19 protein-coding genes and 1 riboswitch are annotated in these 16,351 nt (G+C 37.5%); of the genes, 18 read left to right on the forward strand and 1 reads right to left on the reverse strand.

The features are described 5' to 3' along the window. Positions 1–73: riboswitch (cyclic di-GMP riboswitch) on the forward strand. Positions 74–86: 13 nt separating this feature from the next. The 17 genes from BUB48_RS00020 to BUB48_RS00100 all read left to right on the forward strand — a co-directional run bounded on the left by BUB48_RS00020 (position 87) and on the right by BUB48_RS00100 (position 14,957). Next, complete coding sequence (locus BUB48_RS00020; RefSeq protein ID WP_084524274.1) at positions 87–872, forward strand: transglutaminase-like domain-containing protein; 786 nt, start codon at positions 87–89, stop codon at positions 870–872. A 232-nt stretch (positions 873–1,104) separates the two neighbouring features. Then, positions 1,105–2,007: a DUF1385 domain-containing protein gene (locus BUB48_RS00025; protein WP_073023241.1), complete on the forward strand. Its 903-nt coding sequence runs from the start codon at positions 1,105–1,107 to the stop codon at positions 2,005–2,007. Continuing rightward, the gene (gene prmC, locus BUB48_RS00030; RefSeq protein ID WP_073023243.1) at positions 2,001–2,873 is read left to right on the forward strand and encodes a peptide chain release factor N(5)-glutamine methyltransferase; all 873 of its coding nucleotides are present in this window, start codon (positions 2,001–2,003) and stop codon (positions 2,871–2,873) included. The genes BUB48_RS00025 and prmC overlap by 7 nt, the downstream gene beginning before the upstream one ends. A gap of 5 nt (positions 2,874–2,878) precedes the next feature. Next, entirely contained in the window at positions 2,879–3,949 is a 1,071-nt protein-coding gene (gene prfA, locus BUB48_RS00035; RefSeq protein WP_073023245.1) for a peptide chain release factor 1, read from the forward strand. A gap of 228 nt (positions 3,950–4,177) precedes the next feature. Then, complete coding sequence (locus BUB48_RS00040; protein WP_073023247.1) at positions 4,178–5,317, forward strand: cation:proton antiporter; 1,140 nt, start codon at positions 4,178–4,180, stop codon at positions 5,315–5,317. A 47-nt stretch (positions 5,318–5,364) separates the two neighbouring features. Continuing rightward, the gene (locus BUB48_RS00045; RefSeq protein ID WP_073023250.1) at positions 5,365–5,784 is read left to right on the forward strand and encodes a P-II family nitrogen regulator; all 420 of its coding nucleotides are present in this window, start codon (positions 5,365–5,367) and stop codon (positions 5,782–5,784) included. An 86-nt stretch (positions 5,785–5,870) separates the two neighbouring features. Then, positions 5,871–6,620, forward strand: coding sequence for a ZIP family metal transporter (locus BUB48_RS00050; protein ID WP_073023252.1), 750 nt, complete (start codon positions 5,871–5,873; stop codon positions 6,618–6,620). Positions 6,621–6,889: 269 nt separating this feature from the next. Continuing rightward, positions 6,890–7,930, forward strand: coding sequence for an L-threonylcarbamoyladenylate synthase (locus tag BUB48_RS00055; RefSeq protein WP_073023254.1), 1,041 nt, complete (start codon positions 6,890–6,892; stop codon positions 7,928–7,930). 3 nt (positions 7,931–7,933) lie between these two features. Further along, a complete protein-coding gene (locus BUB48_RS00060) occupies positions 7,934–8,398 on the forward strand; it encodes a low molecular weight protein arginine phosphatase (RefSeq protein WP_073023256.1) in 465 nt (154 codons plus the stop codon). Between the two features lie 92 nt (positions 8,399–8,490). Beyond that, positions 8,491–8,940: a ribose 5-phosphate isomerase B gene (rpiB, locus tag BUB48_RS00065; protein WP_073023258.1), complete on the forward strand. Its 450-nt coding sequence runs from the start codon at positions 8,491–8,493 to the stop codon at positions 8,938–8,940. Positions 8,941–9,101: 161 nt separating this feature from the next. After that, complete coding sequence (upp, locus tag BUB48_RS00070; RefSeq protein WP_073023260.1) at positions 9,102–9,743, forward strand: uracil phosphoribosyltransferase; 642 nt, start codon at positions 9,102–9,104, stop codon at positions 9,741–9,743. Positions 9,744–9,763: 20 nt separating this feature from the next. After that, the gene (locus BUB48_RS00075; RefSeq protein WP_207648295.1) at positions 9,764–10,219 is read left to right on the forward strand and encodes a deoxycytidylate deaminase; all 456 of its coding nucleotides are present in this window, start codon (positions 9,764–9,766) and stop codon (positions 10,217–10,219) included. 152 nt (positions 10,220–10,371) lie between these two features. After that, the gene (locus tag BUB48_RS00080; RefSeq protein WP_073023262.1) at positions 10,372–11,430 is read left to right on the forward strand and encodes an MraY family glycosyltransferase; all 1,059 of its coding nucleotides are present in this window, start codon (positions 10,372–10,374) and stop codon (positions 11,428–11,430) included. A gap of 51 nt (positions 11,431–11,481) precedes the next feature. Continuing rightward, a complete protein-coding gene (gene wecB / locus BUB48_RS00085) occupies positions 11,482–12,630 on the forward strand; it encodes a non-hydrolyzing UDP-N-acetylglucosamine 2-epimerase (RefSeq protein ID WP_073023264.1) in 1,149 nt (382 codons plus the stop codon). Positions 12,631–12,699: 69 nt separating this feature from the next. Then, positions 12,700–13,353: an acetate CoA-transferase subunit alpha gene (gene atoD / locus BUB48_RS00090; RefSeq protein ID WP_073023266.1), complete on the forward strand. Its 654-nt coding sequence runs from the start codon at positions 12,700–12,702 to the stop codon at positions 13,351–13,353. Position 13,354: 1 nt separating this feature from the next. After that, entirely contained in the window at positions 13,355–14,020 is a 666-nt protein-coding gene (locus BUB48_RS00095; protein ID WP_073023268.1) for a CoA transferase subunit B, read from the forward strand. Between the two features lie 184 nt (positions 14,021–14,204). Next, positions 14,205–14,957: a YwmB family TATA-box binding protein gene (locus tag BUB48_RS00100; RefSeq protein ID WP_073023270.1), complete on the forward strand. Its 753-nt coding sequence runs from the start codon at positions 14,205–14,207 to the stop codon at positions 14,955–14,957. Between the two features lie 17 nt (positions 14,958–14,974). Here BUB48_RS00100 and BUB48_RS00105 read toward each other — a convergent pair whose 3' ends face one another. Then, a complete protein-coding gene (locus BUB48_RS00105; protein ID WP_084524276.1) occupies positions 14,975–15,124 on the reverse strand; it encodes an aspartyl-phosphate phosphatase Spo0E family protein in 150 nt (49 codons plus the stop codon). Between the two features lie 267 nt (positions 15,125–15,391). Between BUB48_RS00105 and spoIID the strand changes: the two genes are divergently transcribed. After that, positions 15,392–16,348 carry a stage II sporulation protein D gene (gene spoIID, locus BUB48_RS00110; RefSeq protein ID WP_073023272.1) on the forward strand — a complete coding sequence of 319 codons (957 nt, stop codon included), beginning with the start codon at positions 15,392–15,394 and terminating at the stop codon, positions 16,346–16,348. Positions 16,349–16,351 lie beyond the last annotated feature (3 nt).

The raw sequence follows: 16,351 nt of genomic DNA on the forward strand, positions 1-16,351 counted from the left end.
CGATAATGGCAAACCATGGGAAACCGTGGGACGCAAAGCTATAGGGCCTGTAAAATGGCAGCCAGCTACCGAAAGGGGAGTTTTCAGTGAGAAAATTTAGATATATTTCATTGCTTATGATATGCATGCTTCTATGGAGCCCCATAGTAGTAGATGCATCTAATGTATCCATAGATACTAAACAAGCCAATGAAGGCATAGTGAGAATATCATACGCAGGTCTAAATAAAAAGACTAAGGTCATGGTAGAGAAAGATTCAACAGTATATTATTATGACTTGAAGAATGAAGAAGATTTCTTCCCTCTTCAGTTTGGAGACGGCGACTATACAGTTGCAGTTCTGGAGAATGTATCAGGAACCAAATATAAGATGCTCACTAAGAAGAGCTTTAAAGTAGATGTAGAAGAGAATTCTGTTTATCTTAAATCAGCCCAACCAGTTACTTGGAATAAAGATATGAAAGCTATAAAGCTTGCTAATAGCATAGCACAAGGTAAAAAAGGCAGCGAAGAAGTGATACAAGTCATATATGAATACATTGTAAGTAATATTGAATATGATTATTCTAAGTTGGACCAGCTTAGTACAGATTATACACCGGATATTGATACTATTCTACAAGATGGAAAAGGAATATGTTACGATTACTCAGTGCTTTTTGCTGCAATGTTAAGAAGTCAGGGAATACCTACTAAATTAGTAAAAGGTTACAGAAATGGTATAAATGCATATCATGCATGGAACGAAGTTTATATTAACGGCAGATGGGAGATCATAGACACTACTTATGATGCTTATTTGCTCGACAATGGGACAAGCCATAGTATATTCCAAGATAAAAATAATTATAATAAATTGAAAGAATACTAAGGACCTGAATAATTCAGGTTCTTTTTTATTAGTAAAACCCTTCTATTGTAATATTAAATTGGCTAATATATAATAAAAATTACGCAGTAATTATTTCAGTTGTTATCCTCATGCCACAAGCCTCTGGTTTGTAGATCATAAGGATAATAATGCTAGGAGCTAGAGGTAGGAAACTAGAAACCAGCAAATGCTTTCAACAGAAGGATTTGTTAGTAGATTGTGAGGAATAAAAATGAAAAAGACCAGTATAGGCGGTCAAGCAGTAATTGAAGGGGTTATGATGAAAGGCCCAGAAGATATTGCCATCGCCGTAAGAAAACCCGATGGAGAAATAACTTTAAAGAAGGAAAAAGTTAACGCCAATAGGAAAAAAATTTCTAAGATACCTATTATCAGAGGAATGTATGCCTTTATAGATTCTATGGTTATAGGTGTAAAGGCCCTTTCCTATTCTGCGGAGTTTTTCGAAGAGGAAGAGATTAAAGAGGATAAAAAACCTTCAAAATTAGATGAGTTTATGGAAAGGAATATGATTCCAATAGCTGTATTGTTGTCCATAGCCTTTTCAGTTGGTTTATTCATATTGCTTCCTACATTGGCAGTAAGCTTCATAGGAAATGTTGTTAGAACACCTATACTTATGAATCTAGTGGAAGGTATTGTGAGAATAATCATTTTCATAGCCTATATTGCAATGATATCCAAGATGAAGGATATTGCAAGGGTTTTTGAGTATCACGGTGCAGAACATAAAACAATATTTTGCTATGAAAATGGCGAAGAGCTTACAGTAGAAAATGTGCGAAAGTATACAAGACTTCATCCTAGATGTGGTACCAGTTTCTTGTTCATAGTAATGATTGTGAGCATTTTGCTTTTTTCACTATTTAAATGGCCCAATGTTTTTGTAAGAGTGATAACAAGGATAGCATTAATGCCCATTGTTGCCGGTATATCCTATGAGATAATCAAATGGGCAGGTAGAAGTGATTCGAAATTGGTGTGTATAGTATCTGCTCCTGGAATGTGGTTACAAAAGATCACAACCAGGGAGCCTGATGACAGCCAGATAGAAGTGGCTATTACTGCTTTAAAGAATGTTTTGGTGGAAGACAAGGATGCTGATTTATGGTAGGTTATACCGTAGGAAACATATTGAAGGAAGGTGCCGCTAAACTTAAGGGATCAGGTTCTCCCAGCCCTTATCTGGATGCTCAGGTTTTATTGTGCCACATTGCCAGTTTAAGTAAAGTAGATATAATAGTAGACAGGGATAAGATATTAGAAGAGGATACTTCAGAGAATTTTTTCCGGCTTATAGAGGAACGAAAGGCAGGAAAGCCTATACAATACATTACAGGACACCAGGAGTTCATGGGCTTGGATTTCTATGTCAATGAAAATGTGCTTATACCTAGGCCGGATACTGAAATTTTAGTAGAGAAAGTTCTTGAACTATTAAAAAACAGGGACAAACCTGTAATTGGAGATATATGTACAGGTACAGGGGCTATTGCAGTGAGCCTTGCCTATTATATATCAGATGCCTTTGTGTATGCTTCTGATATTTCTGATGATGCATTGGAATGCTGCAAGAGAAATATAGATAGGCATGGATTGGGAAAAAGGATGAAGCTGCTCCAGGGGGATTTGCTGGGGCCATTATATGAAGAAGGTCTGGAGGGAAAACTGGATGCATTGGTGTCAAATCCTCCATATATATCAAAAAATGATATGGAAACCCTACCCATTAGTGTCAGAGGCTTTGAACCCCACTTAGCCCTTTATGGGGGTGAAGAGGGTTTGGATTTTTATATTAGAATTTTGAAAGATGCTGCTAGATTTTTAAAAAAAGGTGGTCTATTGGCTTTTGAAATTGGATACGACCAGGGTTGTGCTGTAAGAAAACTCATAGAAGATAGTGGAAGATTTAAGGATATTATGATAGTAAAGGATCTGGCAGGATTGGATAGAGTTGTATACTGTAATATGGAGGAGTAGATTGTATGTTTGATAAACTTGAGTTTATAGAGGAGAAATATGAAGATCTAAGTCATAAGATTAGCGATCCGGAAATAATTGCGGATCAAAGTCAATGGAAAAAGTTAGTGAAGGAGCACTCTGATATTGAACCACTGGTGGAAAAGTTTAGAGAATATAAGGCTGTATTAAAAGGCATTGAGGATTCAAAGCAGATGCTTGAGGAAGAGGAAGATAAAGAACTCCTGGAGATGGCAAAGATGGAACTGGATGAGTTGGAGGAGAAGAAGGCGGCTTTGGAAGAGCAATTAAAAATAATGCTTCTTCCCAAGGATCCAAATGATGAGAAAAATGTCATAGTGGAAATTAGAGGTGCTGCCGGGGGAGAAGAAGCTGCATTATTTGCAGGAGACTTGTTTAGGATGTACACCAGATATGCAGAGCGCCAAGGGTGGAAGGTAGAAGTATTGAGTTCCAACCCTACGGACATCGGTGGTTACAAGGAAGTAATATTTGAGATAAACGGTACCGGTGCCTACAGCAGATTGAAATATGAAAGCGGTGCCCATAGAGTTCAGAGGGTTCCAACCACAGAAGCCAGTGGAAGGATTCATACATCAACTGCTACAGTACTTGTGATGCCAGAAGCAGATGATGTGGAGTTTGAATTGGATATGAATGATGTAAGGATAGATGTTTTCCGTTCCAGTGGTCATGGAGGACAGAGCGTAAATACTACAGACTCGGCAGTCAGAGTTACTCATATTCCTACAGGTACGGTTGTATCATGTCAGGATGAAAAATCACAATTGAAGAATAAGGAAAAAGCCTTGAAGATTCTTAAGTCCAGGTTGTTGGAGGCAGAGATAGCCAAGAAGAATGCGGAAATTGACAGCGAAAGAAGAAGCAAGATAGGAACAGGCGACAGAAGCGAAAGAATCAGAACCTATAATTTCCCTCAAGGAAGGGTGACGGACCATAGAATAGGTCTTACTCTTTACAAGCTTGATTCCTTTATTGACGGAGATTTGGATGAAATGATAGAAGCTTTGATAACTACAGATCAGGCAGAGAAACTGAAAAGTAGTGAAGAGTAAATTTATTAAATGTGATCTGATGAAGCACCATATAAACAAACTAAATGGTAAAAATATATGTGATTGCTACAATCACATATATTTTTTTGCAATTTTTCTTGCATTTTATTTACTAAATGATTTTAAGACTTCAACTAACTACATTTGATATTTTATTTATAAAGAATATAATTGGATATAGCACTTTAGCAGATTAAAATGCAGCAAAACGACAAAGGAGATGAGACAATGATTTTTTTATTGCAGCTTTCGGCTATTCTAGCAGCTGCAGCATTTGGAGGTTACATATGCAGAAAGTTGAATCAGCCAGCAGTGCTGGGGCAGCTTATATCCGGTATAATAATTGGTCCTTCTGTATTGAAAATTGTATCGCCTACAGAAACCTTTATTCATATGTCGGACTTAGGTGTAGTATTGCTGATGTTTATAGCTGGATTGGAAACGGAACTGGATGAGATGATTAAGTCCGGTAAATCTTCCTTAACAATAGCTATAGGAGGAGTTGTAATGCCTATAATATTAGGTATAGCTGCAAGCAGTTTGTTTGGAAATTCTGTAACAGAAGGATTTTTTATAGGCGTAATTTTGGCAGCTACTTCTGTAAGCATAACTGTAGAAACTCTCAGGGAAATAGATAAACTTAAAACAAAACAAGGTATGGCCATATTAGGAGCAGCAGTCATTGATGATGTAATAGGCATTATACTTTTATCATTGGTAACCGGACTTGTAAATCCAGAAGAAAGCCAGAGTTTAATCATCGTGCTGGTCAAACTTATAGTATTTTTCATAGTAGCCTTTATAGTAGGCTTGGTTATAATAAGATTTTCAAAAAAATATTTTACACTAAAAAATACAAGCAAGAACATTGCTGTAATAGGACTTATATTCTGCCTTCTTCTTGGGTATCTGGCAGAGGAAATGGGGGTTGCAGCAATAACAGGCGCATATTTAGCGGGCATGATACTTTCAGCTACGCCTTTTAAAACAAAAATATCCTATAGCATGCAGGAGTTATCATACATGCTTCTAACTCCGATATTTTTTGTTGTAACAGGAATGAAGGTTGATATAAGCACTATGCTTTCTGACTTGCCTTTTGGAATTACATTACTGATTGCTGCAGTGCTCGGTAAGATCATAGGCTGCGGAGCGGTGGCAAAATTAATGGGCTTTGCTAAAAGGGAGTCATTGCAGATAGGTATAGGTATGGTACCTAGAGGAGAGGTGGCATTGATAGTAACGGATATTGGATTGAAGCTGGGGGTTGTTCCGAATGGGTTATTTGCTTCTATAATATTTATGATATTAGTTACCACAATTGTGACACCGCCATTTTTGAAAAAATCTTTTGAAAAAGTAGCATAATTTTAAAAATTGTACTGCTATATTCAAGGAAAGGGAGTAAAATAGTGATGAGCAATAAAAATATAACTGGAGGTGCCATCATGTATGCATTGTTCGTAGTTCTGAATAAGGCTGAGTATTTGAATGAAATATTAAAGCAGATGAAAAGCATTGGCATAACAGGTGCTACTATAGTTGATAGTGTAGGAGCTGGTAGGCTAAGAAGGAGTATAGGCAAGGAGATCCCTCTCATAGGAGGCATAATGAAATCGCTTGATACAGATATTGCTAATAACAAAACGCTTTTTACTGTGGTAGAGAGCAAAGAAAAGCTTGATTCAGTTATGGATGAGATTGAAAAAATATGTGGTGGAGATATGTCAAAACCTGATACAGGTATAATGTTTGCAGTTCCTATTGCAGTTACAAGGGGAGGCAGCGTAAGCCGAGTAAAGGATAAGGAATCAAAAATATATAAAGCCGAATAGATTTATGGGGCAATGTTTTACACATTGTTCCTTGTTCTTTTTTTATCTCCAAAAGAATAAATTATACAGAGATTGGAGGTAAAAATATGAGTAGAATATTGGCTGTTACATTGATTGGTTTTATATCAGGGATGGTGGGTACAGGCTTGGGCGGTGCAATGGTCTTTTTCATTAGAAATCCCGGGAAAAGATTTATGGGTACTCTCTTGGGTTTTACCGGTGGAATAATGCTTGCAGTTGTGTGTTTTGATTTGATGCCTCATGCTTTTGAAATAGGTGGAATGGTTATAGGATTTGCAGGAATACTATTAGGTGTGACTGCAGTTTTTATGACAGATTCCATAATACCTCAAGTTTCTGAGATTAAAACCATGGCACCAGGCTTCAACAAAGGCTTTATAAAGAGCGGGATTATCTTGGGATTAGGCATAGCCTTTCACAATTTTCCTGAAGGTCTTGCCATAGGTTCAGGTTTTGCAGCAGCAAATTCAATGGGTTTGAGTCTTGCAATTGTAATAGGACTTCATGACATGCCGGAAGGAATTGCAATGGCGGTGCCTTTGAGAATAGGAGGCTATAACAGGCTCAAAATAGTCATGTACACTATTATTGCAGGTATTCCAACAGGGATAGGAGCATTTGTAGGAGCATTGTTGGGTGACATATCTCCTGCATTGGTATCACTGTGTTTAGGCTTTGCAGGTGGAGCAATGCTTTATATCACATGTGGAGAGCTTATACCCAAAACCCAGACCCTTTATAGAGGCAGAACTCCTACCATAGGAACATTGATAGGAATACTTGTAGGATTTTACATAACGAGGGTATTGGGATAATGCTTCGTGCTACATGCTGGGGGCTGCATGCCGCGAACCTTGTGCTAGGACCCAAGAGGAATACCCTGAGAAAATGCACGTAGCCCGTAGCAGGATGGAAAAAAAATATCCTGGGCAACGCAACTCGTGACAAGACCCATAAGGAATACCATAAAGCTAAATATATTATTGCCCTGTAATATATTTTGTGCTATTATAACAAGGAAGTAATTGCAAAATCCATCATAGCACATAGTTGAAGCCTTGTTCAACATAGGAGGGAAATACCAGTGAAAACAAAAGTTTACTACTTTGAAGATATAAAAGAAGAAGTTTTAGATGAAGCGGCAGCGGTTATAAGACAAGGCGGCACCGTTATATTTCCTACTGAGACAGTTTATGGATTAGGTGCCAATGCCCTTGATGAAAAATCCGTTAGCCGTATTTTTGAAGCTAAAGGCAGACCTTCGGATAATCCATTAATTGTACATATTTCAAATTATGATATGCTCCTCTATTGTATAGGGGAGCCTTTGTCTGAAAAAGCTCAAAAACTTATAGCACACTTCTGGCCAGGTCCTCTCACCATAATATTTAAAAAATCCAAAGCAATTCCAGATGAAGTTACGGCTGGTTTAGATACTGTGGCAATTCGAATGCCTGATGATCCTATAGCTCTGAAATTAATAGATAAAAGCGGAGTACCCATAGCTGCACCAAGTGCTAATATTTCCGGCAAACCAAGTCCAACTGCGCCAGAGCATGTTATAAAGGATATGGAAGGAAAAGTGGATATAATATTGTGTTCCAAAGATACAAGAGTAGGAGTAGAATCAACGGTCATAGATATAACAGGAGATATTCCAACCATATTAAGGCCGGGAGGAGCCACACTGGAGGAACTTAAAAAAGTGTTAGGAGAAGTACAGATTGATAAAGGAATATTGGATCCGGGAACTATACCTAAATCTCCGGGCATGAAATATACCCATTATGCTCCAAAAGCTCCTATGACTATAGTCAGGGGAGATTATAACATGGTAATGGAGAAAATATTGGAACTTGCAGGAAAAGATAAGGAAAGAGGCTTAAAGGTTGGAATATTGACAGTAGATGAAAATATAAACTACTACAATGGTTTTGTTACATTATCTATGGGAAGTAAAGAGGACACTGCAGAAGCAGCCCACAATCTTTTCAATACTTTGAGAGAATTTGACAAGTTGATGGTGGATATCATATATGCTGAAGCTGTAAGTGAAGAACATCTTGGTCTGGCGGTAATGAATAGAATGAAAAAGGCCGCAGGATTTAATATTATTGAGGTGTAAGATATGTTCAATGTATTGTTTGTATGTACGGGCAACACTTGTAGAAGCAGCATGGCTGAAATACTATTTAAAGAAATATTGAAGAGAGAACAACTTGATGATAAGGTGAAGGTAAAGTCTTCAGGAACATCAGTATATACTCCTTTACCTGCTTCTGATAATGCCATAGAGGCAGTCAAGGAATTAGGACTGGACCTTACAGACCATAGGTCTCAGAAGCTTAATATAAACATGCTGAGAGAAGCGGATTTGGTTCTTACAATGACCAGAGCTCATAAGGAACATATATTAAACATAAGCCCCGATGCAAAAGACAAAGTATTTACTTTGGTGGAATATGCAACTGATGGCAAGTTGGGAGACATATCTGATCCCTTCGGATATGATCTGGAGACATATAAAAGATGCAGAGATGAAATTCTCAAATACTTGGAAATGGTAGTTAAAAAAATAGGTGATAAGTTATAGACTTGCGTGACGTACCACGAGCTGCGAGCTTCGTGCTATGTGTCTCGTGTGAAACCCAAGAGAAATACCTTGTAGCAAAAGGAGTTGATATTGTGAAGGTTGTTATTGCCAGTGACCATGGCGGTTATAGACTGAAACAGGAAATAATAAAACATTTGGAGAATAAGAATGTTGAATATGAAGACTATGGTACATTTTCTGATGAATCAGTAGATTATCCTGATTATGGTGAGAGAGTCGGTGAAGCTGTGGCTTCTGGAAAATTTGACAGAGGAATTGTGATTTGTGGTACTGGTATAGGCATATCAATAGCCGCAAACAAAGTTCCGGGTGTAAGAGCGGCCCTGTGTGGTGACTGTTTCTCCGCAAAGGCTTCAAGAGAGCACAACGATGCAAATGTACTGGCTTTAGGAGAAAGGGTTATAGGGGTAGAATTAGCGAAGATGATAGTAGATATATGGCTGGAAACCGAATTTCTAGGCGGAAGACATGAACGGCGAGTGTCCAAAATAAGTGCTATAGAAGAAAAGTATGCAAAATAATGCTGCGTGCTACGAGACGCGAGCTACATGCTTCGAGTCATGAGGCCTGTGTTCCGTATCGTGGCTAAGACTCAATAGGACCTTATACTAGCGGCTAGAAGCCAGTAGCCAGAGACCGACGCTATAGGAATATCCAATAGCTAATTATAAGGAGGATTAGTATGAAAAATTTCGGTAACAATGTACACATAATCGATCATCCTATGATACAGCATAAGTTGACTATTTTGAGGGACAAGAATACAGGCGTCAAGGAGTTTAGAGAGCTTGTTGGAGAGTTAGCGTTATTTATGGGATATGAAGTTACAAGAAATCTCCCACTTGAAGATATAGAGATTGAAACTCCTATATGCAAAACTACGTCAAAGGTAATATCGGGTAAAAAACTTGGAATAATCCCAATACTTAGAGCAGGATTAGGAATGGTTGATGGACTTTTAAGTTTGGTGCCAACAGCTAAAGTAGGTCATATAGGTCTTTACAGGGATCCTGAGACACTAAAGCCCGTAGAGTATTATTGCAAGTTGCCCAGTGATGTGGCAGAAAGAGAACTCATTGTTTTAGACCCAATGTTGGCTACAGGAGGTTCAGCCATAGCAGCGATAACCTTTCTGAAAGAGAAGGGAGCCCAGAACATAAAGCTTGTGAATTTGCTGGCAGCACCAGAAGGCATTGAAGCAGTAACAAAAGCTCATCCTGATATAGAAATATATATAGCAGCTGTTGATGAGAAATTAAATGATCATGGATACATAGTACCAGGTCTAGGGGATGCTGGTGACAGATTGTTCGGTACAAAATAAATATCCGTGAGGAGAGTATTATGGATAATGATATGAAAAGGCCTTCCTGGGACCAATATTTTATGGAAATAGCCGAAGTAGTGAAGAAAAGGTCAACCTGCACGAGAAGGCAGGTAGGAGCTGTTATTGTCAAGGACAACCGTATCTTGTCCACAGGATACAATGGAGCCCCAAAGGGGCTTAGACACTGCCAGGAGGTAGGTTGTACCAGAGCCAACTATAACATACCATCTGGTGAAAGGCATGAACTCTGTCGTGGACTTCATGCGGAGCAGAATGCAATTATACAGGCTGCAGTGTTCGGTACGGCTATAGATGGGGCAACCATTTATACCACATTATTTCCTTGCGTTCTTTGTGCAAAAATGATCATAAACTCCGGAATAAAGAGGATAGTGTTGAGGGAACAATATAATGATCCTCTGGCGATTGAAATGTTGGAAGAATCGGGAATAGTTGTTGTAAAAATGAATTAGGAAAATTTTGCAACATGTTATTTTTTAAAAAGAGTAAAAAATAATACGGGGAGAACTGATAAAACCTGATAATACAAGTTTGACTTTAATGTTTGTATGATATAAAATGAAAATATTGGACAGACTAAATTATGATACCCGGGAGTGATATAATGAAAAACTTGATTATGGCTTTTGCAATTCCCGCTATCTTTGCTTACGCTGTTACTCCATTTGTTAAACAGTGGGCAGAGAAAGTAAAAGCCATAGATGTACCAAAGGATAATAGAAGAGTTCATAAGAAACCCACTCCTTTATTAGGTGGATTATCTATTTACTTTGCTTGCCTTATAGGAATACTTTTGTATGTACCCTTGAGTGAAAAAATTATTGGAGTATTGGCAGGTGCAACATTAATAGTAATATGCGGGTATTTTGACGATATTAAACCTCTTTCGCCGAAGGCGAAATTTGCCGTTCAAATTGTTGCGGCCATAATAGCTATGTATTGTGGTGTAAGGATAGATAGGATAACAAATCCCTTAGATTTTATTTATAAAGCTAAATGGATAGAATTAGGCATACTCGCTTATCCTGTCACTCTATTCTGGATTGTAGGCTTAACCAATGCATTCAATCTTATTGATGGTCTTGATGGATTGGCAGCAGGTTTATCGGCCATATCTTCAGTGACTCTTATGATAGTTGCTTTGCTAACAGGGACGGGAGAGTCTTATATTGTAGCTATGACAGCAATACTTGCAGGATCTGTTTTAGGATTCTTGCCATACAATTTTAATCCCGCCAAGATTTTTATGGGGGATACGGGAGCCATGTTCTTAGGCTACATGCTTTCTGTTATTTCTGTACTAGGAGTATTAAAAAGTGCTACTGCACTATCTATGTTGGTTCCAATATTTGCTATGGGATTGCCTATATTTGACACCTTGTTTGCAATGATAAGGAGATTTGCCAGCGGGAAGTCTATGGTGGAGGCTGATAGAGGACATCTGCATCATAGATTGCTAGACAAAGGGTACAGTCAGAAGAAAGCCGTGTTGACTCTTTATTCTATAAGTGCAGTTTTGGGAGCAGGAGCAATAGCTTTGGTGGAGACAAAGCTTAAGACAGCATATATACTTGTATTTGTGGTTTTTCTATTAGCCTCTATGGGGGCAAAGCATTTAGGATTGCTAAATGCAGGAGACACCAATAACAAAATTGATGTATAAATATAAAAACAGCACGGCCTCAATCTGGCTGTGCTTTTTTAGGAGGCTATTATGTTAAAAATTCTATCAGTATTTGGCACAAGACCGGAAGCCATCAAGATGGCTCCTCTAGTTAACTTTCTTCAAAAAAGTCATGATTTTGAATCTGTGGTATGCGTAACAGCTCAGCATAGGGAGATGCTGGATCAAGTTTTGGACATTTTTCATATAAGGCCGGATTTTGATTTAGATATAATGAAAGACAGGCAAAATCTTACAGATATTATAGTAAATGCTCTGACCGGTTTAGAGAATGTCATAAAAGAGGTAAAGCCTGATATGGTTTTAGTTCATGGGGATACATCCACTACTTTTTGCGGTGCTTTGGCTTCCTTCTATAATAGGATACAGATTGGTCATGTGGAAGCAGGCCTAAGGACTTTTAACAAATATTATCCCTATCCAGAGGAGATGAACAGGAAGCTTACAGGAGCATTGGCAGATATACACTTCTCTCCCACAAGCAATTCAAAAAATAACTTATTGGCAGAAGGAGTTCCTGAGGATATTATATACATAACGGGCAATACGGTAATAGATGCTTTAAAGACTACGGTGAGAGGGGATTATACTTTTAATAATCCATTGCTTAAAGATTTGGATTACGGCAAGAGAGTGATACTTGTTACTGCTCATAGAAGGGAAAATTTAGGCCAGCCTTTAATAAATATTTGTCAAGCATTAAAGGCCATTGTGGAGAATTATAAAGATGTGGAAATCGTATATCCTGTTCATATGAATCCTGCAGTGAGAGATATTGTTTTTTCAATTCTTGGTCAACAGGAAAGAATACATCTTATAGATCCCATAGATGTTTTGGAAATGCATAATCTAATGGATAGATGCTATCTTGTGCTTACGGATTCAGGGGGACTTCAGGAAGAAGCTCCATCTTTGGGCAAGCCGGTTTTGGTTTTACGAGGGGAAACAGAAAGACCGGAAGCAATTGAGTTTGGGACTTTAAAATTGGCAGGAACGGATAAAGACAATATTTATGCTATAACATCTCTGCTATTGGAAGACAAGAATGAATATAACAAGATGGCCAATGCTGTAAACCCCTATGGAGATGGCTATGCTTCAGAAAGAATCGCAAAGAGTATTTTGTATCATTTTGGTAAGGTAAAGGAAAGACCGGAGGATTTTATCCCGAAACAGTAGTAATCAAAATTTTTATGTATTATAATATATCTGGGTGAAACCAAATAACTTTATTATGGAGGTGGGCTTGTGAATAAAATAAAAACTATTGAACAAGCACTAGAGCATATCCATGATGGTATGACCATTTCTGTAGGAGGTTTCTTAGCTTGTGGAACTCCTGAAGCATTAGTCGATGCAATAATTGAAAAAGGAGTTAAAGATATAACTCTGATATGCAATGATACAGGCTTTCCTGATAAAGGAGTTGGCAAATGGGTAGTTAAAGGCATGGTGAAAAAAGTTATTGCATCCCATGTAGGCACAAATCCAGAGACAGGAAGACTTATGAATTCCGGAGAGATGGAAGTGCAGCTTGTACCTCAGGGTACTTTGGCTGAAAGAATCAGAGCGGCTGGTGCCGGTTTAGGTGGAATATTGACACCAACAGGTATAGGAACTGTAATTGAAGAAGGAAAACAGAAAATCAATGTTGATGGAAAGGACTATCTCCTTGAGCTTCCACTGAAAGCTGATGTAGCTCTTGTTAAAGGAAGCATAGTTGACAAGAAAGGCAATGTATATTATAAAAAGGCAACAAAGAACTTCAATCCTTTGATTGCTACCGCTGCAGATTTAGTAATAGTTGAAGCAGAAGAATTAGTGGAAGTAGGAGAAATTGATCCCAGCGATGTTATGACCCCATCTATATTTGTAGATATGATAGTAGAGGGGAGGAAGTAAAATGATTGAAGATAAAAACAGAAAAAGAGAAATAATAGTAAAAAGAGTAGCAAAGGAGTTAAAGGATGGAGATTTGGTTAACCTAGGAATAGGTATGCCAACCCTGGTTGCCAATTACATACCCGAAGGTATTGATATTATGCTTCAATCAGAAAACGGGTTCGTTGGATTAGGCCCGGCTCCTGATGAGTCAAATATAGATCCTGATATAGTAAATGCAGGAGCTCAACCTGCTACAGTAATACCCGGTGCTGCATTCTTTGACAGCGCAACTTCTTTTGGAATAATCAGAGGAGGTCATCTGGATGTAACAGTTCTGGGAGCTCTTCAGGTAGACCAAGAAGGAAACCTTGCCAACTGGATGATACCTGGCAAAATGGTTCCTGGTATGGGGGGAGCCATGGATCTGGTAGTAGGGGCTAAGAGAGTTATAGTTGCTATGGAGCATACTGCAAAGGGAGAGCCAAAGATACTTAAAAAATGCACACTACCTCTCACAGCATCAGGAGAAGTTGATTTGATAGTAACTGAAATGGGAGTAATTGAAAGAACTGATAAAGGCTTAGTGCTTACAGAGATCGCTCCTGAAACAACTGTAGAAGAAGTCTTGGCAGCAACAGAAGCAGACTTAATCATTTCAGAAAATTTAAAAGTCATGGATGTATAAAATAGCGGCGCAAGCCGCTTTTTTTTTTTATTCTAGCTGCATACTAATACCAAACACCGCGTGTCCCGCATGCGGGACCCAAAAGAAATCCCACAATCTTGGCTCATAGTTTAAAATTCATAGCTCTAATATGTATATCTTATATATTATTGGCAATAATCCTGTTAGAGGGGGTTAGAGTCAAATGAAAAAAAAAGAAGCAATTATTATTTTAACTGCAATATTGACATTTGTTTCTGGTTTATTATGCAAAGATGCAATAGCCATATCCAAAAATCAAGAGGATATATCAACGTTTCTTGAAAAATCAAATATTATTATTGAAGAGAGTATGTTAACCGGGTGGAATGCTGTAAATGAAAGATTTATGAACCAGCAGGAAATAGACCGTAAACTTGATGAGATAACAGAGATATTAGGTTTCAAAAAGGAAGTTGCAATTAAAGAATTTGATTCCAAAGAAGATATGAATAAAGGAGTATTAAGTATCAGCAAAAACCAATCAAAGTATAACATAACCATTGAGTCTTTTAGAAACAATGATAATGAAGAGAAAACTTATATTTCTTTTATGGCAATTTTCAAAGGTTCCTATAAAAACCTATATGATGATAAAAGCTATATGGAAGAATGTTTTGAAAGAATAGGGCTTCCAATGGAGCTGGATATGGTTGCTATTGGAAATATTCCAGGAAGAGTGTCAAAGGAAATTATGGAATCCACCATAAACAACATTCTTAATGCTTTTGATGCTCATGAAATTGAGAGCATAAGGAGCAAAGAGTTGATTAGCATTTCTGCATATAGCCTTAAGATAGATGACTATATAATTTCAAATGGAAATAAGATAAATATGCAGATTGGTATGCGTTATAGTCAATACTATGACAAGACATTCATCTGGGTGGGATCACCTGTTATACCTTTTGAATACTAAAAAGGTATAACATTTGCCTATTTCATGTTCTCCAACTGGCATAGTAGTTTATCTAATTCTTGGCTTAAATTCAATACAACATCACTATCAATTCCATATTTCTCTATGAACTCATGGAGCTTGTCCCTCATGGCTTCTATTTTGTTGCGCAATTCCTTCTTAAGCATCCTTAAACCCCCAGATTTTCTTCAACGCTACAATTTTATAATATTAGCAGATAAAATTCAAGGAAATGCGTTATCTAAATTTCTCCAAATTATAACATTATTATGCATATTTTACAGTAAAAAATGAAAATTTTGTAGAAACGTTTAAAATCTACAACAGAAAAGCTTTCTAAGAGTTATAAAAAACAGTCATAATTGCTGTTCATCTCAAATAGTATAAATTAGCAATTATGCGAGGTCTAAAAACTGAGTTGGAGATGTAGATAAATGAAAAGATATGCACTGAGCATTATTTTTTTAATTTTTTTACTTTTTGCATTACCAGTGGCAATAATTAGTTGTTCCAAAGAATCCCTCCCAGAAAAAAGAATTTCTGATAGCAAGCTTTATCTAAACGTTTATGATTACCGGAAAGAAAAATTGATAACCATGGATCTTGAAGAGTATATAGCGGGCGTAGTGGCAGCAGAAATGCCAGCGACTTTTCATATAGAAGCTCTGAAAGCTCAAGCTCTTGCAGCCAGGACATATACACTGCTTAGGATGAAATATTTTGGAGGAAAAGGGTGCAGCCAACATCCAGAAGCAGATATATGTACAGATCCTTCTCATTGTCAAGCTTTTGTTGATCCCAATACCCTTGGAAAAAATCAAAAAAAGATTTATGAAGCGGTGAATTCCACCAAAGGTGAGGTAATTGTATATGAAGATAAACTTATAGATGCAGTTTTTCACTCCACCAGTGGAGGGATAACTGAAAATTCAGAGGATGTATGGGTTAATAAAGTACCATACCTTAGAAGCGTATTAAGTCAATATGAAGACCACTCTCCAAAACTTATAAGCAGGAAGGAAATAAGCATAGATGACTTTGTATCAGGAATGTTATCTTTGGATAATACTATCACGTTGGATAAAAAAAATCTTGAGAGTCAGATACAGATAATAGAGAGAAGCAGTGGAGGAAGAGTAATGAAAATAAAAATTGGAGACAAATATTTCAGTGGCAGGGACATTAGGGAGCAATTCGGATTGAACTCAACAAATTTTTCCATTGATATTGGCAAAAATCGCATAACATTTGAAGTTATAGGATATGGACATGGAATAGGAATGAGCCAATATGGAGCTGATGGTATGGCAAATCATGGTGCCACATATCAGGAAATAATCAAGCATTATTACACTGGTGTGGAAATTGTCCCATTAGAAAGCTTGCAATAATTT

The sequence above is a fragment of the Lutispora thermophila DSM 19022 genome (genome assembly GCF_900142105.1).
Classification (GTDB): Bacteria; Bacillota; Clostridia; order Lutisporales; family Lutisporaceae; genus Lutispora; species Lutispora thermophila.